Below are 25,290 nucleotides of genomic sequence, written 5' to 3' on the forward strand. Positions count from 1 at the left end.
AGCCGATAATCGTCAGAAGAGGGATATAGCCGGCCATGTAAGATCCTCGCACAAATTGGTTCTGCCCCCCTATATAGGGTGCTTCGCGTTTCGTCACCCGTTGAGATGACCTTTCCGGACACCGCACTATCATCTTGGGTTGCTGCAGTGCGATACGGCGCGTAAGCGCGGCGATTCAGTGAGACGCCAAAGGAGCAGGCATGGCTTACGAGATGATCGACACCCGGACGGAAGAACGGGTTCACATCATAACGCTTTCCCGGCCAGAGGCGCTGAACGCCCTCAACCGCCAGATGATGGACGAGCTGACATCAGCCCTGGTGAAGGCCGATGCGGAGCCCACGATCTCCGTGATTGTCATTACCGGGTCAGAGCGCGCCTTCGCGGCCGGCGCCGACATCAAGGAAATGAGCGAGAAGACCTCCGCCGATGCCTATGTCGAGGACTTCATCACCAAGAACTGGGAGCAGGCCACCAAGGTCCGCAAACCCATTATTGCCGCTGTGGCGGGCTATGCCCTGGGCGGCGGCTGCGAGCTGGCCATGATGTGTGATTTCATCATCGCCGCTGACAACGCCAAGTTCGGTCAGCCGGAGATCACGATCGGTGCCGTACCGGGCGCTGGGGGGACCCAACGCCTGACCCGCGCCATCGGCAAGGCCAAGGCCATGGAAATGTGCCTGACCGGTCGCATGATGACGGCGGAAGAAGCCGAGCGCAGCGGGCTTGTCGCGCGCGTGGTGCCCGCGTCAGATCTGATGACCTCAACGCTTCAGGTAGCAGGCAAAATCGCTGAATTTTCAAAGCCTGTCGCCATGATGGTCAAGGAATGCGTGAACCGCTCGTTCGAGACCAGCCTGTCTGAGGGCGTGCTGTTTGAAAGACGCGCGTTCCAGAGTATCTTTGCGCTGGAAGATCAGAAAGAAGGCATGCGCGCCTTTGTTGAGAAGCGGCAGCCAATCTTCAAGCACAAGTAAATGATCCAGCACTCCGGACGAGAGGCCGACAATCGCCATGCATGACGGCCAGCCCGTGACTGAGACCCTCCTTCTCGCCATCGCTCTGATCGGCGTGCTCGGCGTTGGCGCCCAATGGATGGCGTGGCGGTTCAACCTGCCAGGCATCGTGCTGATGTCGATTGCCGGCCTGCTGGCTGGCCCCGTGTTTCACATCCTTCAGCCTGAAGCGACTTTCGGCGAGTTCTACCGGACAATCATCTCGGTGGCGGTGGCGGTCATCCTGTTTGAGGGGGGACTGCAGCTTAAATTCAGGGAGCTGAAAGGCCTTGGCCGCGGTGTCGTCCAGTTGTGTTTTGTCGGCGGGCCCATCGCCTGGGTGCTCGGCGCGATGGCGGCGCATCACATTGCAGGGCTGAGCTGGCCGACCGCGATTGTCTTCGGCGGGATCATGATTGTGACCGGTCCGACGGTCATCATGCCGCTTCTGCGGCAAGCGAAGCTGACATCCCGTCCATCGGCGCTGCTGAAGTGGGAAGGCATCATCAATGACCCGGTCGGCGCGCTGGCTGCCGTCATCGTCTACGAATATCTACACACTCGGAACATCTCGAACCTGACGGATTTTCAGGTCTTCGGCAGTCTGATCATCGGGACCATTCTCTGCGTCCTGTGGGGCGTGCTGGTGGGCTGGCTGATGGCGGTCGTGTTCCGCCGCGGCTGGGTACCGGAATATCTCAAATCGCCGGTTCTGTTGACCACCGTGCTTGGCACCTTTGCCCTGGCCAATGTCATTCAGGAAGAGGGCGGCCTGCTGGCCGTCACGGCGATGGGCGTGACCATGGCCAATGTGAAGATGCCCAGTATCAACCAGTTGCGGCACTTCAAGGAAAACATCGCCATTCTGTTCGTCGCAGGGGTGTTCGTCATTCTGACCGCGAACCTGTCGTGGGAGACGCTGGGCCAGCTTGATGGCCGCGCCATTCTGTTCGTGGCGGTGATGCTGTTCGTGGTCCGGCCCGTCAGTGTCATTTTCTCGACCATCGGTACCGATCTGAAATGGCCTGAACGCCTGATGCTGGCGTGGATTGCGCCGCGCGGGATCGTGGCCGTTGCGGTGTCCGGCCTGTTCGCAGGCCTGATGGCAGCGGACGGCGTGGAGGATGGCATGCTGATGGTGCCGCTGGCCTTTGCGATGGTTTTCGCGACCGTGATCCTGCACGGCTTCACGATTGCGCCGCTGGGACGGATGCTCGGCCTCGCATCGACCCTGCCGCCGGGTGTGCTGATTGTCGGGGCATCGCCCTGGTCCATTGAACTGGCCAAGCGGATCCGTGAATTCGACATTCCTGTGCTTGTCGCGGACCCCAGCTTCCGGCGCCTGCGCAGCGCACGCCAGGCCGGTCTCGATACCTTCTATGGTGAGATCCTGTCGGAAGTCAGTGAGCACCATATCGAGTTCTCACGCTTTGGGTACCTGCTCGCGCTTGGCGGAAACGAGGCGCATAACGCACTTGTCTGTACAGACCTTGCGCCCGAAATGGACCGCGCCAAGACCTATCAGCTGACCGCCCAACGCCGTGATGAGAGCCGGACGACCGTCTCTTATTCCCTGCGCGGTCGCAGTTTCCTCAGCGTGGAGATCAGCCTTGATGAACTTCTGCGTCGCCATTGGGCGGGGTGGGCCTTCCAGTTCACGAAGCTGTCGGAGGAATTTACCGTCGAGAAGTACAATGAGGGCCTCCCTGACGATGCCATGCTCGTGATGGCCCTGCGCAAGGGCGTGCTCGTCTTCGACACCGAGGAATCACCGCTGGAACCGCAGAACGGGGATCGCGTCCTCGCCTATGTGCCGCCGGCAGAGCGCAAGCCGGTTCAGCCGGAGACGGAGGTCGAGATGAGCCGGTCGAAAGAGGCTGAGGAGCTCGAGGCGCGCAAACAGGCCGCCATCGATAAAGTCTCGCCTTAACTCCCGCTTAACCAACATGGCTGATACCTTAATGACGCGGTTGTTAGGGTCACGGCGATGCCGGCTATGGTCACCCCCCGCCCGGGACGCCGGAAGGGGAATTTGCTCAGCTCGTATTCAGAGACGTTCGGTGATGCGCTTCGCCGGCAGCAATCGGCTATCACCCTGCGTGCGGCCAAAGTGGATGCCGAGCTGGCCTATCGCGCGCGCGGTGCTTTTCTCGCCAATATGAACCATGAGCTGCGCACGCCGCTCAACGCGATCACGGGCTTTGCCGGGCTTCTCAAGGATGCCGAGGCCATGGGCCTGACCGAGGAAAAACGCGGCGAATATCTCGACTATATCCTGCAGTCTGCGGATCTTCTCCTGTCGCATATCAACACGATTCTCGAGATTGCCGACGCTGAAAGTGGCGGCGCCAAATTGCGGCGGCGCGCGTTTTCAGCCGTCGATGTGGTCGAACAGACGATCGATCAGGTCCGGGAACAACTGGCGGGGCAGGCGAGCTTCACACTGGATTTGCCTGCCGGCATCCCGGTGGTCGATGCGGACCCGGACAAGGTATCAACGGCCATCCAGCATATTATCGATTATCTCGTGGGCTCGGCCGAAGATCACGCTGAGATTCACGTGACGATCCGTCCCGGCCTCGGCGGCAAGAGCGAGGGCTTCGTCTACACCGCTATCGAATGTCTGGCCGAGGGCCCGACCCAGGCCGATATCGACGACGCCCTGCGCGTTTTCGAGCAGTTCCATGAGGGCCTGGACCGCAAGTTTGAAGGCTTTCGGCTGGGCCTGCCCATCGCGAAAAGTTTTATCGAGCTTAACCAAGGTAAATTCAATATTAAGACCCTTGGCGAAAAAGGAACGTTGATCCGTTTCGCGTTGCCCGTCGCTTCGCAGGAACACCAGCAGCTGGCGGAGCAATTGGCGTCTTGATGGGAGCGTTACGGAAATCGGAAAGCGATGCCATGTCGACCTCCGTGGTGGGGCGGACACGGCTGGGACGTGTCGTGGCCAATACGGGCCGCGATATCCTTGTGATGATCGATATCAGCGCCGATGCACGCCGCGCGGTGCGGCTTGGCGACATGGTCATCATTGCGGGGGATGGTCAGTCTACGGTCGGCGTTGTCTCCGGCATGAATGCGCCTGCACCGGGTCTTGAAAGCGATGGTGACGATCTGTGGATCGCGCAGGTCGAGCTGGCCGGGACGCTCGGCACCCGCGCCGACGCACCCGTGTTCAGTCAGTCCATACCCCTGCCGCCCGCTCTCGGGGACATCGCCTACAAGGCGGCGCCGACAGATCTGCGGCGACTGTTCCGCAACGGTGATGACACAGCCTATCCGTTCGGTGTCATTCTTGGGCAGCATGATGTGGCAGCCACCATTGACGGCGTAGGTCTGGTCGAAGGCGGTTTTACCATTTTCGGTGCGTCCGGCAGCGGCAAGAGCTGCAGTATGGCGTCTCTCGTCCGCGCCCTGTTGCGGCACCGGCATGAAGTCAACACGCTGCTGATCGATCCGTATAATGAATTTGGCCGATCTTTTGGCAAGGCAGCCGTTTGCATACGGCCAGAACCTGGGCTCATTCCCCACTGGCTGCTGTCCTTTGAGGAACTGCTGTGGGTCCTGTCCCTGAATGGCGGGCCGCTTGATGCCGATGAACGCAGTGCGCTGGAAGAGGGGGTACCCGCCGCGCGCGTGCGGTTCCTGCAGCGCGGGACGCGGCACAAGGATGGCTCCACGGTGACCACCCATACCGGCATGGTATCGGCCGATGCGCCGCTGCCCTACCGGATTACAGACCTGCTGGCCTATCTTGAGAAAAACGCTCAGAGCGACGATATCCGGCACGCGCGGACCTATCGCCGGCTGAGAACCCGACTGCTCACGGCGTCGGGCGATCCGCGACTGTCGGTCATCTTCGGGAATATTGCGCCAACGGATAATCTGGCGGAACTGGTCAAACGTCTTTTCCGGCTAGAGGCCAATTCACCGCCCATGTCCGTGTTGCAGCTTGGTACACTGACGGCTGGTGTGGACAAACTCGTCGTCTCTGTGGTCTGCCGCCTGGCGACGGCGCTGGCGGAATGGGGCGGGGGCAATCGCCGCACGCTTATTCTGCTCGACGATGCCGCTCGTTTTGCGCCAGAACAGTCGCCGGATGAGGCGGCCGCCCTCTCATTGAACGCGCTCATCAAGCTGGGTGGACGGCCCAAAAAGCTCGGCACGACCATCGGCGTTGTGGCTAGTGATCCGCGCAGTCTGAGCCGCGAAGTCACGGCCCAGTGTTCAACCTTCTTTGTGCACCGTATTTCGAGCCAGCTTGAGATCGAAGCGGTCGAAGACATGCTGCCTGAGGCGGCCGGGGCCTATCTCGCGGCTGTCAGCAATCTGGGGACAGGCGAGGCCATCGGCGTCGGCCGCGGCGTGCCGTTGGCGGGTCGCATGGCGATCTCGCCGCTGCCTGCCGCCGCTATCCCGACTGAACATGTGGCCCGGCCACCAGGCGAGACGATCGACTTCGACGCGGTCGAAGCCATGGTGCAACGCTGGCGGTCTTGCGGCAATTTTGATGGTACGGACGCCGATTTTGAGGCGGAGGCACCGCTGCCGCCGCCACCGGCAGTCGACCCAGGCGCTTAAGGGCGCCCTTTCATCAGGGCGGCCCGCTCACAGGACGCGACAAGAGTGTCATCCTGTTTGAACAGTTCGTGGAGGAAGGTGACGATGCCCTGGCCGGGCCGGGATTTTGACGGTCTGACGTCTTTTACCGTGGTGCGCGCGTGGACGGTGTCGCCTTCGAACAGCGGGGCCGGAAAGACGACCTTGTCCATCCCCAGATTGGCGACGGTTGTGTTCAGCGTCGTATCATTCACCGTCATGCCGACCAGCAGTCCCAGGCTGAACAGGCTGTTCATCAGCGGACGGCCAAACTCGCTTTGCGCAGCGGCATGGTGATCGATGTGGAGCGGTTGGGGGTTCATGGTCATCAGCGAGAACTGCATGTTGTCGCTGGTGGTCACGGTGCGGGTCCATTCATGATCGAACACCTGACCGACCGAGAATTCTTCAAACCAAAGCCCTGGCATGGTGCGCTCCTTTTCTTTTGGACCTCCACACCACACTCGCGCGCGCCGGTAAAGCAATCAGGCCGGATGCAGACGGTCCACCAGATCGACCAACACCTGCAATGTCCGGGTATCGAGTTCAACAATCGCGGTGCGCAGCCGATCCTGCAGGGCGGCATGCATGACCTGCGCCTCGTCCGGGGTGTTGAAGAAGGCAGCGATGGGGCGGTCGAGACTGCTGGCCAGCTGGTGCAGGCGAGCTGCGGGAAGGCGGTTCACGCCGCGTTCATATTTCTGCAATTGCTGGAAGGATACGCCACACTGACCGGCGAGATCCTGCTGCGAGAGGCCCTTCGCCTCGCGAAAACTTCGCACTTGCTGACCGATCAACCGGTCAAGGGCGCTCACCTGGCGGGGCTGGCTTATATCGTCATGGGACGTGGGAGGAGAAGAAAGCGTCTTCATAGTCTGAAAATTTCCGGCGTGTCGATACATCAATCAACCTGTACGGGAATTATTTTGTAATTGCTAGTCCTGATTGCGTTTTTTGCTGGTCATGCTACATCACAGCCGTTCGCTCATGCGACGAGGGGGGAGAGAGGATGGGCCAGCGTGATGACGCTATTGGCGAAGCGATCAGTTCAATCAATGATGATCGGGCGGTGATGATGGTGCTGGCGCTGATGCGCGACAGACCCTTCCGCAGGACAGTGCTCAGCCTCGTTGGTCTGTCACCGCAAATTCATGAAATGATCCAGCAGATCAGCGATGCGCCGGTGCGGCCGCGTGGTCACAACGACAATGACACGCGTTCAGAGCCGGGTTGATTCCTTGGCGATGGAATCAAGCGCACTCGCGGCCTGATCGGCAATGGCCGTATTGTCGCCCAGCGCATATTCGCGCTTGAGGAAGCTCATCCCCGTCACTGCAAGAAAGGTTGTGCCGTCGCGGTCGTAGACGAGCGCGCGCATGGGCAGTTCAATGCCGAGAAGGGGCTCAATCTGGATGAGCGGCGTACCGCTCTTCGGGCTGCCGAAAATGACAAGGGTCGATGGCTCGAGGCTCATCCCGGCGCTCTGGGCGCCGGCGGCATGATCGATCACCGCAAAAACGATGAGGTCGCGGCGGTCGAGCGCGTTGAACAGCGCTGTCAGGGTCCCGCCATGGTCAATCTGGCTTTCATAGATGCGGAAACGGTCCTGTACGACATTGCCCGTGGTCGCGCTGACCGCGGGCTTGGCCGAGGTGGCTTCTGACTGGGAGCAGGCGGCGAGGCCAGCGAGCAGCAACAGGGCAAGGCGTTTCATGACACGTATTTCTTTTCAGCGCGGGTCGACGGGACCCGTTCATGCAAGATGGGGACCAGTCTTAACATTTCAAACCCGTCATCTGGCAAAGGCTGCTGCAGCAAGGATCTTTTCCCGGCTGGCCATGGTCGTTTCATAGCCAACCCGTTCGAAATCCTCCCATTTGTCGAATGCGGCTGCCGACCCCAGTGACAGGTCGGGGGTCAGGCGCACGTCTGCGACATCGAGATTGGCGCGCGCTTCGGCCAGCTGGGCCTGCAGAATATCCACCGTCGCGATTGCCGTTTCAAAAAACTGGGGCCGCGCCATCGTGCGGGCATGGGCGAGGGCGAGACGGCGGGTGACGCCGCGTTGGCAGTTTTTGAGGAATGTCCCGACGGGGGCCGCAAAGCCCGTATGCTCGTCAGGTGGATGCAGGACGGGCACCACGGCGCGGGTGGTCGGGCGTTTGAAACGGGTCAGGGCCTGGGTCACGGCATTGAGATCCACGGCGATGACCCGCTCCGCGCCGAGCGCTCGCGCCAGATTGACCGGAACCGGGTTGGACGCTGCCCCGTCGATCAGCCAGTGCTCTTCGCCCAACGCCTTGTAGCTTGCGGCCTGAATGACCATCGGCACGGCGCTTGTGGCGCGCAGGGCCTCAAAAGCCGAGCCGCGGGTCAGCCACACTTCCTCGCCGTTGGACAGGTCCGTCGCGACACACCCCCAGGGTTTGGGCAGGTCTTCGATCAGCTTGTCATGCTTGCGGAAAATATCGAATGCCTTGTCCGGATTGATGAGGCCGCCGCGGCTGAGATGAACGCCAAAGCTGCTGATGGCACCGATCGGTCCAATCGACTTCGCCCAGTCGATCATCTCGTCGTAAAAGCCCATCAGGGCCGCGCCGGAAACGAGCGCACCGGCGGAACAGCCCGCATAGACGTCGACCTCCACGCCCAATTCCTTAAGGGCGCGAAAGACCCCGATATGGGCCCAGCCGCGCGCGCCGCCAGACCCCAGCGCCACGCCGAGCCGTGGTCGTGTCTGGTCTTCCGGTATCAACTGGCGGTGGACCGCCAATGTCTCATCGGGCCGCATCATACTGTTCAAACCCTCCCTCACGCGTCCGGTTGTTAACCTTTTCCGTTAAGAATTGCGCTACGATTACCAAAGGAATCAGCCGCTGAGTCAGCGGGCTTCCCGACGGGGCTTGTGCCCTGCTTTGTCGGGCGACTGGAAGAGAGTAGAGGCTAATATGGCATTCCCCTGGTTTGGACGAAAAGAGGAAGAAACGCCTCCTTCCGTTGATGTGGCGCGAGTGCTGAAAAATTCGACCGCACCGAAGGCGGGACCGCCGGAAAAACCGGTCGGGGCCACCATTACGCGTGTTGAGGACAAGCCCGCGCCGATCAGCGAAGACGACGTCCCGGTGTCGTTTATTCCCGAAGAATACACCCTGTCGTCGGAGGATAATCCCGACAAGCTGCTGCTCATTCCAGAGCCGGCGGCGAACCCGGCGCCGAAAGCAGCGCCCGATCCTTCGGCGCGTCTAGAGACCAGCGGCCTTGGCAAGCTGGAGCAGGCGCTGGCCAAGGCCAATTTGAAGGACGTGAACCCGGCAGCAAAGATCGACGAGGTACTCGCAGCGACAACGCAGCCGGCTGCCACAGACATTGCCGATGATGATGATCTTATCCTGACCTCGCCGCCCGTTGAGGAACTGGCGCCAGCGTCCGATCCGGTCCCTGTCCCTGAAGCACCGGTGGAGGCCGACAGCGCGGCCGATGAGAAAGAGACCGCCTTCCGGGTGCCAACGGTCGAGCGACTGACGCCCTACGTTGTATGGGCATCGCTTGTCTGTGTGCTGGTCAGCCTGATCTACGCGGTGTCACGCGGCGGCGTCGACATGACGGTCGCCATCGTTTTTGCCACCGGCATCTTCCTGTTCGGCAGCCTGCTGCTGATCGCGGCCGCCACGCGCGCTTATTCGCCCATTCTGCTCGCCGGGGTGCTGCTTAAATCGCGCGGCAAGGAGAAGAAACACGCTGCCGTGCTGGCGGGGCGTGAAATCCTGACCGCGCTTGGACTGGCTGAAAGCATTCTGGATGCGGATGTTGACGCGCGGATGGTGTCATCGCGAGACGGTGTCGTGGTCTATGCCAACGACCGCTATGTTGCGCTGGCCGCTGAGGCCGGTGTCACCTCGGCCACGGGCCTGCCGCCGCGTCTTGACCGGTTGCTGAGCCAGGCGGGGAGCGAAAGCTCAAAGATGTTCCGCCTGGCGCGGGCTGCGCGCAGCGGTCAGCCCGCTGACGAAGTCATTACCCAGATCATGGGCAGCCCCGCCCCCGGCGAGACCGCCGCGCGCCGCCGGTTCGAGGTATCGGTGCGCCCGATGCGAGATCGCGGACAGCATGTGGCATGGCGCCTGCGCGAGGTGCCTATTGAAAACGCGCGCGACAGCCTGCGGGCAGCCTATGCTGACTATCCGCGCGGTGTCATCGCGCTTGAGCGGTCCGGCAATCTGGCCTGGATCAATGAAGAGGCCGCCTCCCTGCTGGGTGTCCGGGTTGGCGCTGACCTGGCCGTGGGCGACTTCCTGCTCGGCGAAGCCAAGGATATTGTCAGCGCGCTGTGGGAAGAAGACCCTGAAGAGGTCGAAGCCCGTATCCGCTCGCGTGACCGCTCAGGCGCTCATACCGGCGTCATTCTGACCGCGTTCGGTCGCGGTGGTGTCGGTGAAGGCTTTGTCTGTGTCGAGATGATGCCGAAATCGGCGCTGCAGACCGAACAGGGCGGGCGGGATCTCGCCGCCGATGTCGGTGATGCGCCGTTCGGTGTGGCCGTGATCGCCGGTGACCCGGGCACAGATGCCGTCCTGTCCGAGGTCAACCGTCTGTTCGGTGATGCCTTTGGTGCGGAAGCGGGCATCCGCCTGTCCGAGGCGCTACCGCCCGTGGCGATCCGCGATATCGTGGCGGCCCTGCGCTCCCGTGCCCAGAACCAGCCGCTGACCCGTCCGGTCGAAGTGTCGATTGGTGAGGGGGCCTCGGCCAGTATCTTCCGCGTCTATGCTCGGCCGATCAAACGCCGCAGAGGCGCCTATGGACCGCGCCAGACCGTGCTTTACGCCGTGGACGTCTCTTTCCAGAAACGCATGGAAGAGGACTATGCCCACGACAAGCGCCTGAAAGCCATTGGCAAGATCGCCGGTAGTGTGGCTCACGACTTCAACAACTTCCTGCAGGCCATGATGGGCGCGACGGAGCTTCTTATGCGCCGTCACCCGGCGGGCGACCCCAGCTACCCGGACCTCGTTTCGATCCGGGAAAACGGCCAGCGCTGTCGTAACCTGACCCAGAACCTGCTCGCCTTCTCGCGCAAGCAGACGCTCCAGTCCGAGCCGCTGTCCCTGACCGATTTCCTCGCGGATTTCACGCCGTTCGTGCAGCGCTACGTGACGGAAAAAGTGAAGGTGAAGGTCAATCACGGCCGCACCGTACCGCCGGTGAAGGTGGACAAGTCCCAGCTGGAACTGGCCATCATGAACCTCGCGGTGAATGCGCGCGATGCCATGGACAAGGGCGGTGAACTGACGATTGAGTCCCGGCGCGTCGCCGCGAGCGAAGTGGCCGAGTTTGGCTATGCCGTTCTCGATGAAATCGACTATGCCCTGCTCGAAGTCTCCGACAGCGGCAAGGGTGTGCCCGAAGAAATTGCGGACAAGATCTTTGAGCCGTTCTTTACGACGAAGGGGGAGGGCAAGGGCACCGGTCTTGGCCTGTCCACCGTGCACGGCGTGATCGGCCAGATGGGCGGGCGCATCTTCCTGCACAACAGGCCGGGCCAGGGGGCAACCTTCCGCATCTTCTTCCCGGCGCTCTCTGCTGAACAGGCCGCAGAGCTTGAAAAGACCAAGGCACAGGTCAAGGCCAAACCGCCGGTGGATGATTTGACCGGCAAGGGCCGTATTCTGATCGTTGAGGATGAGGACAGCGTGCGGAACATTGTCGTCCGGGCGCTCGCCATGTGCGGCTATGAAATCGTTGAGGCGTGCGACGGGGATGAGGCGCTGGAGATTATCGAGGACTCACCCGAACCCTTCGACGTGGTCCTGTCCGACATCATGATGCCGGAGATGGACGGGCCGACCCTGATCAAGGAGGCGGGCGAGGCGCTGAAGGGCGCGAAGGTCATCTTCATGTCCGGCTATGCCGAAACCGCCATGCGCGACAAGCTGGGCACGATCGAAGGCTCTCTCTACCTGCAAAAGCCGTTCTCTCTGAAAAAGGTCGCGGCCACGGTGAAAGAGGCGATGGGCGGGTCGTAAGAGCCGCTCACGAATGATTTGAAGAAGCCGGGCCTCAGCGCCCGGCTTTTTTGTATGGCTATGGGCGACCGGGCACTTCCGGCGCGTTCATAGCGATCTTGTGGAAAAGCCCGCGAAGGAAGGTAGCTGAGCATACAGAAATGCCTTTGGCACTCAGTACGCACCGTACTGCTCATATCTTTCCCCGTCTTCGATCGTAATTATACAACTTCGTGACCAGCAGCGATGAAATGAAACTGCCCAAGCCGATGGCGATGGAGTCATCCAGCGCTGGCGTGAAAAATCGATGGGCCAGCATCATGGAAACGGCGCCCGTCAGTAAACCAGCGAGGCCCACTGGCCAGTATCTGACCAATCCGTCAGATGATCGCGAATACGAAGCAAAAACACCGTGTACGGCGGACTGCAAAAGGAACACGGGATACGAAAAAAAGACGCTCCATACGAGCAACCATATACCGAAAATGGGCAACAGAATAATTTCTGCGCCGCCCAATGCGTGGGCAGGCGGGATAAGAATGCCCAATGCCAGCATAGAGATGACATAACCGATGCCGCCCGCTGGTGGACCGAGCGCGGCATAAATGCCGATGATCTGCCAGCGGCTCATCGTGTCGCGGCTACGTTTTGACGCGAGTGCTGCCGCCCAACGTCCGCCGGCACACACCCGACGCCGGCGCAGATCGCAACGATCTGGCCGCGTCGTTCTTTTGCCACTTGCTCTCCCCCCACCAGGGTCTACTCGCCCTTCAGCTTCCGCTCAAAGAAGTCGAGGCCCAGATAGTCCCGGTGCATCTTGTTCTGTTTGTTGCGGAAGCCGTGCTTTTCGCCGGGATAGGTCATCAGCTCAAATTCCGTCCCCGCCTGTTGCAGGGCCGCGATCATGTCGATCGAGTTCTGGAAGATGACGTTGTCGTCGGCCATGCCATGGATGAGGAGGAGCTCCCCGTCTTCGATCCCGTCCGCATAGGTCAGGACGGATGACGCATCATATTTGTCGCCCACTTCGCGCGGGTCACCCATATAGCGTTCCGTATACGCTGTGTCATAGGTGCGCCAGTCGGTGACAGGGGCGCCGGAGACACCTGCAGCGTAGAGCTCGGGCTTCTGCGCCAGCATCATCAGGGTCATGTACCCGCCATAGGACCAGCCCTGCACGCCGATGCGGTCGGCATCTACGTAAGGCTGGCTCGCCAGCCATTCTGTACCGATGGCCTGGTCAACCACTTCCGGCTGGCCCATCTGGCGGTAGAGCACGTTCTCAAACGCCTTGCCGCGGTTGGCCGCGCCGCGATTGTCGAGCTTGAAGACCACATAGCCCTTATCGGCCAGCATCTGGGCGGACAGGTCGCCCCAGCGATTGGCCACGCGCTGGGCGTGGGGACCGCCATAGACCAGCTGGATCGCAGGCGCCTTCGCGCCCTTCTTCAGACCGGGCGGCACGAGCAGAGCATAGTCCATCATCTGCCCATCGGGGGCCTCCAGCTGGCCAAAGGTCCAGTCAAGATGGCTGTCCAGATAGGGCGCATAGGGATGATCATTGTCGAGCTTGTTCTCGAGCAGCCAGAAGGACCGCTCCCCATCCTTGGTCATCACAGAGGCCTGGGTCGGTTGATCCTGCGAGGAGAAGCGGTGGATAAAGCTCTCGCAATCCTTGCCGAAGGAGCCGCTGTGCCAGCCCGCTTCCGTCGTCAGGGGCGTAACCTCCCCACCGTCCAGCGATACCGTATACAGATGGTTTTCAAGCGGCGTGTCCATCCAGCCGGAGAAGATGATCTCCCCGTCGGTCTGGTCGACGCAGGCGATGGAATTGGCATTCCACTCCCCGGACGTCAGTGCCTTGGCCAGTTTCCCGTCCGCGCCATGGCGGTCAATATGGGTAAAGCCCGTGCGCTCGGACAGGCGCAGGAAGCCGCCATCCTTCAGCGCGTAAAAACCGCCATTCAGGTTGATCCAGTTGTCATCGGTTTCCGAGAACAGCAGTTCCGACTTGCCGGTCTTGGGGTCGACCTTCAGCATGTCGAGGGTTTTCTGATCGCGGGACAGACGCTCCACATAAACCGTCTTGGAATCCGACGACCAGTGCACATCGGCAAGGTAGATGTCTTCCTCCGGGCCCAGATCAATCCATGTCGGCTTGCCGCCGCCGGGCTTCACCAGCCCCAGCTTGATGTTGACGTTGTCGGTCCCGGCAAAGGGGTAACGCTGGCGGATCGTCTTGGCCCCGTCGACACCAAAGTCGAGCCGCTCGGCAATCTGTACCGGGCTTTCGTCAATCTGCAGAAAGACGATCTGGCTGTCGTCCGGTGCCCACCAATAGCCCGTATCGCGGTTCAGCTCCTCCTGGGCCACAAATTCGGAAACCGCATTGCGGATCGTCCCGCCCGCGCCGGAGGTCACGGTCTTTTCCTTGCCCTTGGCGCGGTCATAGACGACCAGCTCGTCATCACGGACATACGACACATAGCCGCCGGACGGGGACATTTTGGGGTCGGTCTCGAATGTCTCAGTCGACGTCACCTGGGTCGGCTCACCTGTAGCGAGGTCATAGGTGTAGACGTCCCCGCCGAGCGGGAAGAGCAGGGTCTCACCCTTGGTGTCCCAGTCATAGGAGATGATGCCGCTGTCATAGATGCGCTGGCGCTCGCGGCGGTTCTTTTCTTCTTCGGACAGCTCGACGTCAGACGAGACGAGATCGTCGGAGCGGACCAGCACCTTAGCGTCGCCGGTCTTCACGTCATAGGCCCACAGGTCCAGCGTCCGGGCATCGCCGTCGCGCCCGCGCAGGACGGTGATCATGCTGCCATCGGGGGAGAAGCTGGCCCCGCGAAGGGACGGGCCGGACAGCCCCTGATCGCTGTTCAGCGCCTCAATCGTCAGGTCATCAGCAAGCGCCGCGCCCGACAGGGACAGGCTGGTACCGATGAGAAGCGTGGCAAGGCGAGCGGCTAGGGGGCGTTGTGACATGGAGGTCCTCCGAACTGTTTCGGGAGGAACTGTAAGGCTTTTGCGCCAAAAGGCGAGGTGTCATCTTGTCGAATGAATAGCCTCTTGAAGGCCACGAAGATATCTACGATCCGTATAGTCGCTCAGTTTAACGAGATTGATCGAAGAGATCACATCAGATTGATATATATAGCTCATGGTGCGTGGATCCAGCGCCTGAATCATCGCGCAAACAAAGGCAATTTCAGGCACCGTGAGTACTGAGAGCACAATGTCTATGTAGGTTTTAGGGTCTCTTGATTGACAAGCGAAACTGAGTGTGCCGATTATTTGGCGCTGGACAGAACTATATGACAATATTCTCTCGGCATTTATTTTAGTAAAATGTTCGTTCACAACTCGATACGCGTCTGCTGGCAAAGCGGTATCTTCTTTAAATTTCTCTCGTCCGGATGGTTTACTATACGCAGAACCTAATACGATTTTTTCGAGGTTCTCGCCTTCGCCGCATTGGATCTGATAGTCAAACTGGCTTTTATTTGCATTTTTGAGAAGCGAGTTTCGTTCCGAGAAGAGAAGCTCAGCGCGTTTGAAGAAGGCACTTTCAAAGCGCTGGTCGTCTAAACTTTTCTTCTGTTCTTCAAGGGCCTTCCTAGAGCCTCTCAATTCTTCCGTTGAAAGCTTAAGCTCTTGTCTGGTTGTTTCTAGAGATTGCTGCTGTAGTTTGATTGTCTGAAGAATTGCTATCAACGCCAAGAAGGATAGCAGCGGATTGAGCATCCCGCCGAAGAAATCGCCCAAAGCTCCCCAATCAGCGGATGAACCAGAGAAAGGGTGGTTGCGGAAATTGAAAATATAGACGGCGGCGAGCACGACGAAGCCACCTAGGGCAGCTCCAATTAGAGTTGGGTACTGCCGCAAGATTTTGCCTTGGTCATCTTTTGACTTCGGCTTGCCGTCCCCCTCCGACATCTCAGTCTCAGTCCTTGCCCTTCAGGGCCGCCAGCACGGCGAAGGGTGAGTTCGGATCGGGCTCTTTTTCCCGGCGTGGCCGTTCTGAAGAGAAGGTGCGTGGTCCCTTGTCCTGGGGCTTGCCGCCCTTGCGCGGGCCTTTGCCCCGGCCTTCACCTTTGCCTTCGAACTTCGGCTTACCGCCCTTGCGAGGGCCCTTCTGGCCTTCGCCCTCAGCGCCGCGGGCGGCCTGCGGTTTGCCACGGGGACGACGATCGGCTTTTGGCCGTGGCGGCATCCAGCGCCAGACGGTGACTTCCACGGTTTCGGTTTCCACAGGCTCTTCTGCGGGTTGCGCCGTGGTCGTCTCAGCCGTTGTGGCTTCAGCGGGCGCAGCTTCGCCTGATACCGCTTCCGCGGCTTCGCCGGTCGCAGGCGCTGTCGCGGCCTCGGCATCATCCGTCTGCGGAACAGCGGGCGGTGCTGCATGATCATCGACGATGGCCGTCGAAATCGCAGGGCTTTCGGCAATCTGCTCGGCGGGCATGTCGCCGCTATCGTTCGGGGCAGGGGCCGCTTCAGCCGCGCTAGGCTCTTCTGCCGTCTCGGCACTCTTCTTCAACAGCTTGGCCTTGGGCACTTCGCGGGTGATGGTGGCTTTCTTGAAGCCAAGGCTTTGCAGGATGCTTTCAAAGTCCTCGCCGGAGCAGCCGACCAGCGACATCATCTTGGCATTGCCTTCAAAACCTTCGCGGCCGGACGCGTCGCGCGCCGTGCGCACTTCACCGGCCAGACGTTCGAGCATGTCGATCCGCACGGCCCGGTTGCCCGAGGGGCGATAGCCACTGGCGAAATAGAAGGCCGCCGGCGTCTCCTTGTCATTGGGCACGCTCGTCGCGCCGGCTTGGGGCACCTGATACGCGTCAGGGTCCTTGTCCTCCCACAGCGCCCAGAGGAGCGCGAGGAAGTGCGCCGGCGCGGGCTTGAGCAATGCCGGCATGTGCAGCGTGTACTCGCCGAACCGGATGCCGAGCTTGCGCAGCTTGGCGCGCTCATCCTGCTCCAGCGCCTTCACGTCGCCAGAGATCTGATTGCGGGAGATGGCACCGAAATTCTCGACCAGGCGGAAGGCAACGCCCCGCGCCTTGGGGCCGAGGGCCTCAGGGCTCTCACTGACCTCGTTCACGGCCTTTTGCAGGGATACCAGCGGCCCGGCCAGATTTTCGACCCGGTCGGCGATGAAATCGCGCACCCGCTCTTCGATCAGGGGCAGGGATTGCGGCGGCAGATGCTCCACCGCCTCCAGCTTGAAATTCGGGCGCAGGGGCTGGGGGCCCTTGGACAGGGTCGCGATGACCGACTGCCGCCACCATACGGTGCCGCCTTCCCGCAGGGAGAATTCGTGGAACTGCGCCGCCGCAAGGGCCGCTGCACGCGCCGCGAGCTCAGGCCGCAGGGCTTTCAGCGCCGCAAAGCGCACCGCCTTTGCATGGGGCCCTTTGGCGCGCGGATCCAGAATGAATTGAAAGCCGAGCAGACGCCCGACGAATTCGCCTTCCACGATGACTTCTCCGTCTTCGGTGACGCCAGCCAGAAGCGGCTCGTCATCCTTTAGTTTCTTCAACAGGACCGAGGTCCGTCGGTCAATAAAGCGCTGTGTCAGTTTTTCATGAAGAGCGTCTGAAAGTGCATCTTCAATGCCCCGCGCCATGTCCTGCCAGTGCCCGGCCCTCTCCAGCCAGCCGGGGCGGTGGGAGAGGTAGGTCCACGTGCGCACATGGGCGATCCGGTTCGACAGAGCGTCCACATCCCCATCGAGCCGGTTCAGCTTTTCAAGCTGCGCGGCGGTGAAGGGTTCGGGGATCTGCCCGCCGTCCAGCAGCTGGTGATAGATCTCCCCCAGCATGACCGCATGCTGGTCCGGCGTCACCTTGCGGAAATCCGGCACCTGGCAGACTTCCCAGAGCAGCTTGAGCGCCGCGCCGCCTTTGGCCGAATCGCGAATATCGTGGCGGTGGAGGAGGCGACGCAGGGCGTCCTCGTCATCATCCATCCGGGCACGGACCAGCTCTTCCCGCGGCGGCTTTGTCTCAAGCGAGTTGAGAAGCGCAGGCACCGACTGGAACTGCAAATTCGGATTGCGCCATTGCAGGGCGTGCACCGCCTCGAACCGGTGGTCCTCCACCTGTTCGATCAGCTCTTCATTGAACGGCCCGCAATCTGCCGTCGGGCCCCAGGTGCCATTGCGGATATGGCGGCCCGCGCGCCCGGCAATCTGACCGACTTCGGCCGGGTACAGAAAGCGCGCATTGCGGCCATCGAACTTGCGACCGGCGGCAAAGGCCACATGGTCGATATCCATGTTCAGGCCCATGCCGATGGCGTCCGTCGCGACGAGGTAATCCACCTCACCATTATTGTAGAGGTCGGCCTGCGCATTGCGCGTGCGTGGCGACAGGGCGCCCATGACCACTGCCGCGCCCCCGCGCTGGCGGCGGATCAGCTCGGCAATCGAATAGACACTGTCGGCAGAGAAGGCGACGATGGCCGACCGGCGGGGCAGGCGCGTGACCTTCTTGTGCCCAATATATTCCAGCGTCGAGAACCGCTCCCGACTGACAAAGCCGATGTCAGGCACCAGCCGCTTGAGGATCGGGATCATTGTGTCCGAGCCAAGGAACAGCGTCTCGTGCTGCCCCCGTGCATGCAGCAGGCGGTCGGTGAAGATGCGCCCGCGCTCGGCATCGGCGGCCAGCTGCACCTCATCAATGGCGAGAAAGGAGACCTTGCGCTCCAGCGGCATCGCCTCAACCGTGCAGATCCAGTACCGCGCACTCGGCGGGATGATCTTTTCCTCACCCGTGACCAGCGCGACGGCGCGCACGCCCTTGCGCTCGACCATCTTGTCATAGACCTCCCGCGCAAGGAGGCGCAGCGGCAGGCCGATCATGCCCGTGGAATGGGCGGACATTCGCTCCAGCGCAAAGTGGGTCTTGCCCGTATTGGTCGGGCCAAGAACCGCCGTGATCGGCTTTTCAATGACGAGGGAGGAGGTGGGGGAAAAAGGCGAGGGCACGAAGGGGCGGCGGGGCCGTTTCAGGTCAGCTACAGATAGGCTCTATCTAGGCCCGCCCGGGGCAAGGTGCAAATGGGGTGGGCTAGGCAACTCGGGTTAAAGCACTTTGAGCCATATCAAATTTTTGAGAGGTTCTGGGGGTCGAGTGAAAGCGTTCGCGGGAATATTTGTCGCTATATTTGGGTTGCTCGTTCTTCAGCCGCTTTTTGACCAGGTTGCACGAGCGAATATCGGAATATTGGAGCGGCTTGCCTGGGGCATTCCGTTGTTTTCCGCCGTGGTATTCGTTTTCAGCTTTTGTGGTCACCTGATTTTCTATCTGAGAGATGACCTGATGGTCGGTATTGATCAGAAACCGGATAATGGATTGGCTCGGCTCCGGCAAAGTCTCCTTCTGTCTCGCCACCGCGAGGCATACAGACAGACGATCCGAAAATTATTGCTAAAAACCTCCAGATGGCTACCGCCGGCGGCGCGAGCGCCCCGACAAGCAGGTGCTGTCCCAACTGCATTAAAATTCGCCTTCAGTAACAATTCACAGGGTTTTTGTCTTTTACTTGCCATTGTTTATCCAGCGCTCTCTATGTTCTCACAATATGCGATCTTTTCCGGAAACGGCTCTTTTGGCGAATTGGCAATGTTCGATCCGTCAAATTCTCTTCCAAGACGGGTGTCAGCTTTATTTTTAATGATTATCTCCGTGTCGATGTTTCTTTTTTCCGGTAGGTCGCTGGATTTTGCATTTGGAATATCGGATGCCTTTGGAAGCGTTTATTCGGGTATTTTGTATGTGTTATTTTTTGTTCTGACAACGCTTGTTTCAATTTTGGTTGCTGACAGCATGACCGCTGCTCATATCGTGATTATCTTCGTCGGTGCTGCAGTCTTGATTTCGAGGGCCTTTCGACAGAATTTCGCGTTTGGAAGCGTGTTCGCTTTTAGTGCGGCATTTGCGGTTATTGTATCGAATTCAATTGTAGGTCCATATTTAATTGTCTTATTTTTTATAATAATAATCGCTCTCTCCATGTCTGCTTTCGTTGCGTTGTTATCTTTTCGGAATTTTGCGAACAGATTTTCTTTTTTTATATTGTATATATTTTCTTCCGTAGCAGCGCTCTCATTGCTGTATTTTTTTGATTTGAATTTAGATATTTTTATTTCGTCTGTAGTTTTTTTGTTTATACTGCCAATGGCAAACGGATTTTGGGATTATATATCATTCGGCTGTACGCGCATGCTTGTTTGGTACTCGATTAGTGATGGTATTTCTCGCAAGAATCGACGACGCTCTAGCATTCGTCCGGCGCTCATTTCAGTCTTTCTTCTCATCGTCGATTTGTTTGTCGCCGTGTGCATTCTCATCTCTTTAGGAGCATCCGTAATTGCTCTCTTGGCGCTATTGAACTGGACTGCAGTCGCTGGCCAAAATGCTTCGCCGTTAATCGATATACATGGAAAGTTGGACATGCTGCGTGATCCATCTCAGTCACCCCACTGGGTGTATGTCATGCATTTTTCGACCTTCATCCCCACGTTGATCCACATCATCATTATGATGTTCTACTTCCCCGTCAGGCTGATTCCGCAGGGATGGAACAACCGAATAGCGGCCAAAATCACGCCCTCTATCGCGGATCGTCCGATAGACCAGTTGCTCGTTGCGACGTATCAAAGCCTGCGCTGGACGTTGCCCATCACACTGACCTTCGTGGGCTTTTATTCTCTCGTGACGTGGGGAGCGAAACCGGGACAGCTCAGCACGATTGGCACCTTCTTCCTTAATTGGATCGAATGGTGGGCGCATTTTATCGGTGCGATCTAAAACCTTACCCTTGCTGTCACGCGCACTTGGCGCGGTTCGACCGGGTGGAAGTGCACATCCTCCACCGGTTGAGGCTCACGGGGCAGTTGCGAGGCAAAGAAGTAGGAGATGTCCGCATCCTCCGCATCCAGCATATTGAGGACATCCAGCGACAGGGTCAGGCGCCCCATATCCCGGCTGGCGCGGCCGTTGAGGAGCGTCGTCGCCTCGGACATGACGGAGCCATCTTCATTCAGCGGCGCTTCGCCAAAATGACGCAGGCGGAGGGAATAGGCATTCTGCCCCTGCTGCGCCGTAAGCCCGCCGGAGAACACATTCTCCACCGCGCCGGAGATGCGGTCGGCTGAGGCATCAATATCGAACGCCGCATCGGTGATCGCGCCGCCAGCATCCACCGTCAGCCAGTCATTGGGCCGCCAAAAGGCGCTGGCCTCGACCCCGTGCCGGACCGAGGCATCATTCGGCTCCGTCGTGCCCGCATCGCCGACAAAGACCAGCTCTGAATCGAGTTCCACCTGAAAGAGGGCGACGGCCACGTTGAACGTCTCCCGCTCAATCCGTGCACCAATTTCCGCGCCTGTCGCCCGGACGAGCAGCGGCACGGTCTCGGCAGGATCACCGCTTGTGGGGTCGACGCTGATCGTCGTGCCGCGCACATCGTTGGAGTGGAAACCCTGTCCATAATTGGCATAAAGCTCAATCGCATCGGTCAGGCGATAGGCCAGCCCCGCGCTCGGCGACAACAGGTTGTCGGAGGCATCGCCCGAATTGACCGGGCGGCTGATCGCCGTGACCTCCGCCTCGTACCAGTCCTGGCGCAGACCCAGATTGGCGCGAAGGCGGTCCGTCACCATGATCCCTGCATCGGCCCACAGGCCAGCGCTCGTCTCGGTCACTTCATCCTCCCGCACGGTGGAAAGGCGCTGGCGACCGGCGGTCTTGTAGAGCCCGATCTCGTCAATCTCGTCCCTGCGCACCTCACCGCCAAGGCGCAGGGCGACACGGTCGTTCAGCATCCGTTCGTGTACGGCGCTGCCCCCGAAATAGGTGCGGCTGTCGCGCTGCTCGAACTCACCGCCATTCACCGGATCATCGGCAAAGTAAGTGAAGTTCGACCACAGGGACAGGTCATAGGAGACGCCATAGGCGCTAATGGTCGTGCGCTGGCCCAGCCCATGCTTGATGTCGGCCCGTGCGCTGAGACTGTAGCGGGAGGTTTCCCCGCCAAGATCCGTGTCCAGACTGCCGAAGCGGTCGATCAGCCCGGCGTCGATCGCGCGCTGGGGCACCTGGTCGGTGGCGTCCCAGCTGGCGTCATAGGCCGTGCCCGTGATTTCGACCCGAGTCTTGAACCCCTGCCAGCTCCATTTGCCAAAGGCGTTGGTCTTTTCCAGATCCTGCGGCACCTGCCAGGGGCCGTCATAGGTCTGCCGCTCAATCGCGCCGAGGGTCGTGACCTTGTCGCCCCAGTGCCGCGTGCCGACCAGCAGCGCCCGGCGATAGTCATCCTCGCCCAGCGTCACCTGACCAAAGCTCGACGCCACATCATCATAGGTCGTGTACGCCGCACCCCCGGCGGCGGAGAAATCTCCGCCATCGGCGTGATAGGGACCCTTGGCGTAGCTGACCTGCTCGACCAGTTCGGGAATGACAAAGTTCAGGTCCAGATAGCCCTGACCATGGCCATGGGTGCGCAGGTTCACCGGCACACCATCGACGCTGGCCGCAAAGTCCGTCCCGTGATCGAGGTTGAAACCGCGCAGGAAATACTGGTTCGCCTTGCCTTCGCCGGAATGCTGGGTCGCCACCGCGCCGGGGATCACCTCGACCAGTTCGCCAGAGCGGGAGAGGGGGCGATCCTCAAAATCGGCATAGCCCACGAGGCCCTCGGAGGCGCTGCCCGCCCGGCCGATCTGGGCCTTGGCCCGGCCATAGACGACGATCGTGTCGGTGCCGTGTCCGGGGCCGTCGACAGCCCATGCACCGCTCGCAGTGAAAAAGGTCAGGGCGGTGGTGACGGACAGGCGAGTGACGACGGACAAAATACACCTCGGATACAGGCGGTCGCCCCTAGCATCGCCTGTCCGACGGCCCAAACGAAAAGAGCGACGACACCCCGGGGGCGCCATCGCTCGATTGGCCTGCTCTGTCGTTCTGCTGCCGGGCAGTGATCGGCGGCAGGGGGTTGCCTTGGGCAGGGGCGCAGGCTCGGATATGACGAGGCAAAAGGTCCACCCCATCCGGTAGGGCAGTACCGGACGGTCTCCCCCCGTCATGAATCTTGAATAGAATGGGTTGCGCACGTCATCCATCCCCTGAATGGGGGAGCGGCATGGACGAAACTTCGCGTATGATGGCATGCAACATTTGAGAGTCCGATTGACGAGTCCATTTCGCACCATGACGCTGACGCCCACTCATCGCCTGATCATGTCAGCCCTGTTCCTGGTGGCTGCCGTCATCTTGTTGCTGTCCGTGATGAACCTGGCGGATGTGTCAGCACCGGCTTTCTGGGCCTGCATGGTGACGGGATCGGCCGCCTGGCTCATCGCGTCCTTTGTCTGGTCGCTCAACCCCGCCGCGCTCCCCACCCAGCTCTTCCTGTTGAGTGCGCTGGCGACCCTGGGGTTCAGCTTTGCAGCCGCGCCGCAGGACTACTCGATTGCCGCGTCGCTCGTTCTGTTCTGGATCAATTGTCTTGGTGCGACATTGTTCGGCATCGCGATGATCGCGCTTTTTCTTGTCTATCCCAAGAAACTGCCCCATTGGCGCGCCCTGTCGATCGTCACGGCGCTGTTCTTTGGCGGTTGGGCCCTGGCCAGCCTCACGGGTCTCGTCACGACCACCAATGTGCAGCATGTGACGTTTGTGGAGATGCTGCTGATCATCGCAGCGGTCGGCGCGCAGATCTACGTCGCGCGCAATGAGCCCCAGTCCCGGGTCATCGCCATGTGGCTTGGCGGCTCGGTACTGATTGGCGCGGGCAGTTTTATTGCGCTCGTGGCGTTCCCGAATGTCGTGATGGGGCGCCTTGCCTATCTCCAGCCCGAATACGCCTTCCTGTTTTTCCTTGTCATCTATGTGGGTGTCGCCGTCGGTCTGCGGCGCTATCGCCTTTTCGCGCTGAACGAATGGGCGTTCCAGTTCGCGCTCTATCTGTCAGCGGCGATCCTTGTCGTGCTGCTCGATGCGGTCTTCGTCTATATGTTCGCGCTGACGGGGCAGACGGCCCTTGGCCTTGCGCTGCTGGTCACGGTTTTCGCCTATCTGCCATTCCGTGACCGTATTGCCGGACTTCTCCTGCGCCGGCGCCAGTACAGCAGCAACGAGCTGCTTGAGCATGTGGTCAGCATCGCCTTCACGCCATTGGGACCGGTGCGGACAGAGCGGTGGCACAACGCGTTGCAGGGCCTTTTCGAACCGCTTGAGCTGCGGTCCCTCGACGATGGGCCTTCGGGCGTCGTCATCGAAGAGGAGGGCGCGGTCATGTCTCTGCCCTCCCTTGGCTCCCTCCCTCCTATGCAGCTGCGATACCCGTTTCGCGGTCGCGGGCTTTTCGGGCCGCGCCATCGGGATCTCGCCGTGCAACTGGCAACCCTGCTGCGTCAGGCCGATGCCGCGCGGGAATCCTATCGCCAGGGCGTGATGGCTGAGCGCAGCCGCATCTCCCAGGACATGCACGACAATATCGGTGCCCAATTGCTCAGTGCGCTGCATCATGAAGACGTGCAGCGGAAGGACACGATGATCCGGGCATCGCTGTCAGATTTGCGGACCATCATCAATGACGCCTCACGGCCTGAACTGACGTTCATTGAGGGGATCGCCGATATCCGCGCCGAGACCATGGATCGCCTCTCTGTGTCTGGAATCGAGCTGGAGTGGATCGCCGATGTTGAGGGACAGCCGTCCCTGACGCCGCGAGAGGCCCATGGCTTCCGCTCCATCATTCGCGAGGCGATCAGCAATATCATCAAGCACGCCGATGCGACCAGGGCCTATGTCCATATCACCCATGACGGGCGTAATCTGTCCCTGACGATCCGGGATAATGGCCAGGGTGCGCCGATGTCGGCGCGGCATGGGGGCAATGGCCTTTCCAACATGGCGGCCCGGGTGACGGGCCTTGGCGGAACGCTGTTGTTTCCATCCGTAGACGATGGTTTTGCCCTCAGTTTCAACTTTCCCGTTTCATCGGAGATGGCATCATGAAAAGCGTGCTGGTTGTTGAAGATGTGTCTGAGACCCGTCACTGGCTGGTCGACATAGCGCGGGAGGCGTTCGGGGAATGCGACGTACGGGAGGCGCCGGACCGCCGCTCCGGTCTGGCAGAGGTGGAGGGGCAGGCATTCGATCTGGCGCTGATCGATCTGGGCCTGCCGGACGGATCCGGGCTGGACGTCCTGCGGGCGCTGAAGGAGCGCCATCCCGCCGCCCTGTGCATCGTCACGACGATCATGGGGGACGATGTGCACATCGTTGCGGCGCTCTCCGCCGGGGCCGATGGCTATCTCCTGAAGGAGACGGCAGCGGCCGTGGTCACGAAACAGCTCAGCCAGCTGGCAGAGGGGATCCCCGCCCTGTCACCATCGGTGGCCCAGCGCATCATGCAGCATTTCCGCGCCACCGGTCCGTCGTCAGCGCCTGACGGCAACCTCACCGTGCGGGAGCGGGAGATATTGGGGCTGATCGGCCGGGGCCTGCGCAATGCGGAGGTGGCGGCCATGCTGACCGTGTCCGAAGGTACGGTGGCCAGCCACATCAAGTCGATCTACCGGAAATTGGGCATTTCCAGTCGCGCTGAGGCGTCCTGGCACGCCATGCAGCTGGGCCTCTCCAATGGCGGGCGGGGCGATCAATAGGCGGCTCGTCGCC

At 60.5% G+C, this 25,290-nt stretch carries 18 protein-coding genes; 9 read left to right on the forward strand and 9 right to left on the reverse strand.

Annotation, left to right across the window (positions count from 1 at the left end; translation table 11 throughout):
- Positions 1 to 200 precede the first annotated feature (200 nt).
- From RUI03_RS04100 to RUI03_RS04115, 4 genes are all read left to right on the forward strand, one after another.
- Positions 201 to 977, forward strand: coding sequence for an enoyl-CoA hydratase (locus tag RUI03_RS04100; RefSeq protein ID WP_317289013.1), 777 nt, complete (start codon positions 201 to 203; stop codon positions 975 to 977).
- A gap of 55 nt (positions 978 to 1,032) precedes the next feature.
- On the forward strand, positions 1,033 to 2,925 hold the full coding sequence (locus RUI03_RS04105) for a sodium:proton antiporter (RefSeq protein WP_317289014.1): 1,893 nt from the start codon (positions 1,033 to 1,035) through the stop codon (positions 2,923 to 2,925).
- A gap of 102 nt (positions 2,926 to 3,027) precedes the next feature.
- Complete coding sequence (locus RUI03_RS04110) at positions 3,028 to 3,864, forward strand: HAMP domain-containing sensor histidine kinase (RefSeq protein WP_317289015.1); 837 nt, start codon at positions 3,028 to 3,030, stop codon at positions 3,862 to 3,864.
- Between the two features lie 32 nt (positions 3,865 to 3,896).
- On the forward strand, positions 3,897 to 5,576 hold the full coding sequence (locus RUI03_RS04115) for an ATP-binding protein (protein WP_317289016.1): 1,680 nt from the start codon (positions 3,897 to 3,899) through the stop codon (positions 5,574 to 5,576).
- Here RUI03_RS04115 and RUI03_RS04120 read toward each other — a convergent pair.
- Both RUI03_RS04120 and RUI03_RS04125 read right to left on the reverse strand, forming a co-directional pair.
- Entirely contained in the window at positions 5,573 to 6,022 is a 450-nt protein-coding gene (locus RUI03_RS04120; protein ID WP_317289017.1) for a MaoC family dehydratase, read from the reverse strand. The genes RUI03_RS04115 and RUI03_RS04120 overlap by 4 nt on opposite strands.
- A gap of 57 nt (positions 6,023 to 6,079) precedes the next feature.
- Positions 6,080 to 6,466, reverse strand: a complete 387-nt coding sequence (locus tag RUI03_RS04125) for a helix-turn-helix transcriptional regulator (RefSeq protein WP_317289018.1) — start codon at positions 6,464 to 6,466, stop codon at positions 6,080 to 6,082.
- 137 nt (positions 6,467 to 6,603) lie between these two features.
- On the opposite strand from RUI03_RS04125, the gene RUI03_RS04130 reads away from it, so the two are divergent.
- Positions 6,604 to 6,828: a hypothetical protein gene (locus RUI03_RS04130; RefSeq protein WP_317289019.1), complete on the forward strand. Its 225-nt coding sequence runs from the start codon at positions 6,604 to 6,606 to the stop codon at positions 6,826 to 6,828.
- Here RUI03_RS04130 and RUI03_RS04135 read toward each other — a convergent pair.
- The gene (locus RUI03_RS04135; RefSeq protein ID WP_317289020.1) at positions 6,814 to 7,308 is read right to left on the reverse strand and encodes a DUF302 domain-containing protein; all 495 of its coding nucleotides are present in this window, start codon (positions 7,306 to 7,308) and stop codon (positions 6,814 to 6,816) included. The two genes, RUI03_RS04130 and RUI03_RS04135, sit on opposite strands and share 15 nt — an antisense overlap.
- 78 nt (positions 7,309 to 7,386) lie before the next feature.
- Positions 7,387 to 8,388, reverse strand: coding sequence for a patatin-like phospholipase family protein (locus tag RUI03_RS04140; protein ID WP_317289021.1), 1,002 nt, complete (start codon positions 8,386 to 8,388; stop codon positions 7,387 to 7,389).
- A 154-nt stretch (positions 8,389 to 8,542) separates the two neighbouring features.
- On the opposite strand from RUI03_RS04140, the gene RUI03_RS04145 reads away from it, so the two are divergent.
- A complete protein-coding gene (locus RUI03_RS04145; RefSeq protein WP_317289022.1) occupies positions 8,543 to 11,617 on the forward strand; it encodes an ATP-binding protein in 3,075 nt (1,024 codons plus the stop codon).
- A gap of 172 nt (positions 11,618 to 11,789) precedes the next feature.
- On the opposite strand, the gene RUI03_RS04150 is transcribed toward RUI03_RS04145, so the two are convergent.
- The 4 genes from RUI03_RS04150 to RUI03_RS04165 all read right to left on the reverse strand — a co-directional run bounded on the left by RUI03_RS04150 (position 11,790) and on the right by RUI03_RS04165 (position 18,590).
- Positions 11,790 to 12,227, reverse strand: a complete 438-nt coding sequence (locus RUI03_RS04150) for a hypothetical protein (RefSeq protein WP_317289023.1) — start codon at positions 12,225 to 12,227, stop codon at positions 11,790 to 11,792.
- 128 nt (positions 12,228 to 12,355) lie between these two features.
- On the reverse strand, positions 12,356 to 14,584 hold the full coding sequence (locus tag RUI03_RS04155) for a DPP IV N-terminal domain-containing protein (RefSeq protein WP_317289024.1): 2,229 nt from the start codon (positions 14,582 to 14,584) through the stop codon (positions 12,356 to 12,358).
- A gap of 60 nt (positions 14,585 to 14,644) precedes the next feature.
- Positions 14,645 to 15,535: a hypothetical protein gene (locus tag RUI03_RS04160; RefSeq protein ID WP_317289025.1), complete on the reverse strand. Its 891-nt coding sequence runs from the start codon at positions 15,533 to 15,535 to the stop codon at positions 14,645 to 14,647.
- A gap of 7 nt (positions 15,536 to 15,542) precedes the next feature.
- Positions 15,543 to 18,590, reverse strand: coding sequence for a helicase-related protein (locus RUI03_RS04165; RefSeq protein ID WP_317289026.1), 3,048 nt, complete (start codon positions 18,588 to 18,590; stop codon positions 15,543 to 15,545).
- A gap of 145 nt (positions 18,591 to 18,735) precedes the next feature.
- Between RUI03_RS04165 and RUI03_RS04170 the strand changes: the two genes are divergently transcribed.
- Complete coding sequence (locus tag RUI03_RS04170) at positions 18,736 to 20,415, forward strand: hypothetical protein (protein ID WP_317289027.1); 1,680 nt, start codon at positions 18,736 to 18,738, stop codon at positions 20,413 to 20,415.
- On the opposite strand, the gene RUI03_RS04175 is transcribed toward RUI03_RS04170, so the two are convergent.
- Positions 20,412 to 22,457, reverse strand: coding sequence for a TonB-dependent receptor (locus tag RUI03_RS04175; protein ID WP_317289028.1), 2,046 nt, complete (start codon positions 22,455 to 22,457; stop codon positions 20,412 to 20,414). The genes RUI03_RS04170 and RUI03_RS04175 overlap by 4 nt on opposite strands.
- 337 nt (positions 22,458 to 22,794) lie before the next feature.
- Between RUI03_RS04175 and RUI03_RS04180 the strand changes: the two genes are divergently transcribed.
- The gene (locus RUI03_RS04180) at positions 22,795 to 24,627 is read left to right on the forward strand and encodes a sensor histidine kinase (protein WP_317289029.1); all 1,833 of its coding nucleotides are present in this window, start codon (positions 22,795 to 22,797) and stop codon (positions 24,625 to 24,627) included.
- Positions 24,624 to 25,277: a response regulator transcription factor gene (locus RUI03_RS04185; protein WP_317289030.1), complete on the forward strand. Its 654-nt coding sequence runs from the start codon at positions 24,624 to 24,626 to the stop codon at positions 25,275 to 25,277. Before RUI03_RS04180 ends, RUI03_RS04185 begins: the two co-directional genes overlap by 4 nt.
- Positions 25,278 to 25,290: the final 13 nt, after the last annotated feature.

The sequence above is a fragment of the Parvularcula sp. LCG005 genome (assembly GCF_032930845.1).
GTDB lineage: Bacteria > Pseudomonadota > Alphaproteobacteria > Caulobacterales > Parvularculaceae > Parvularcula.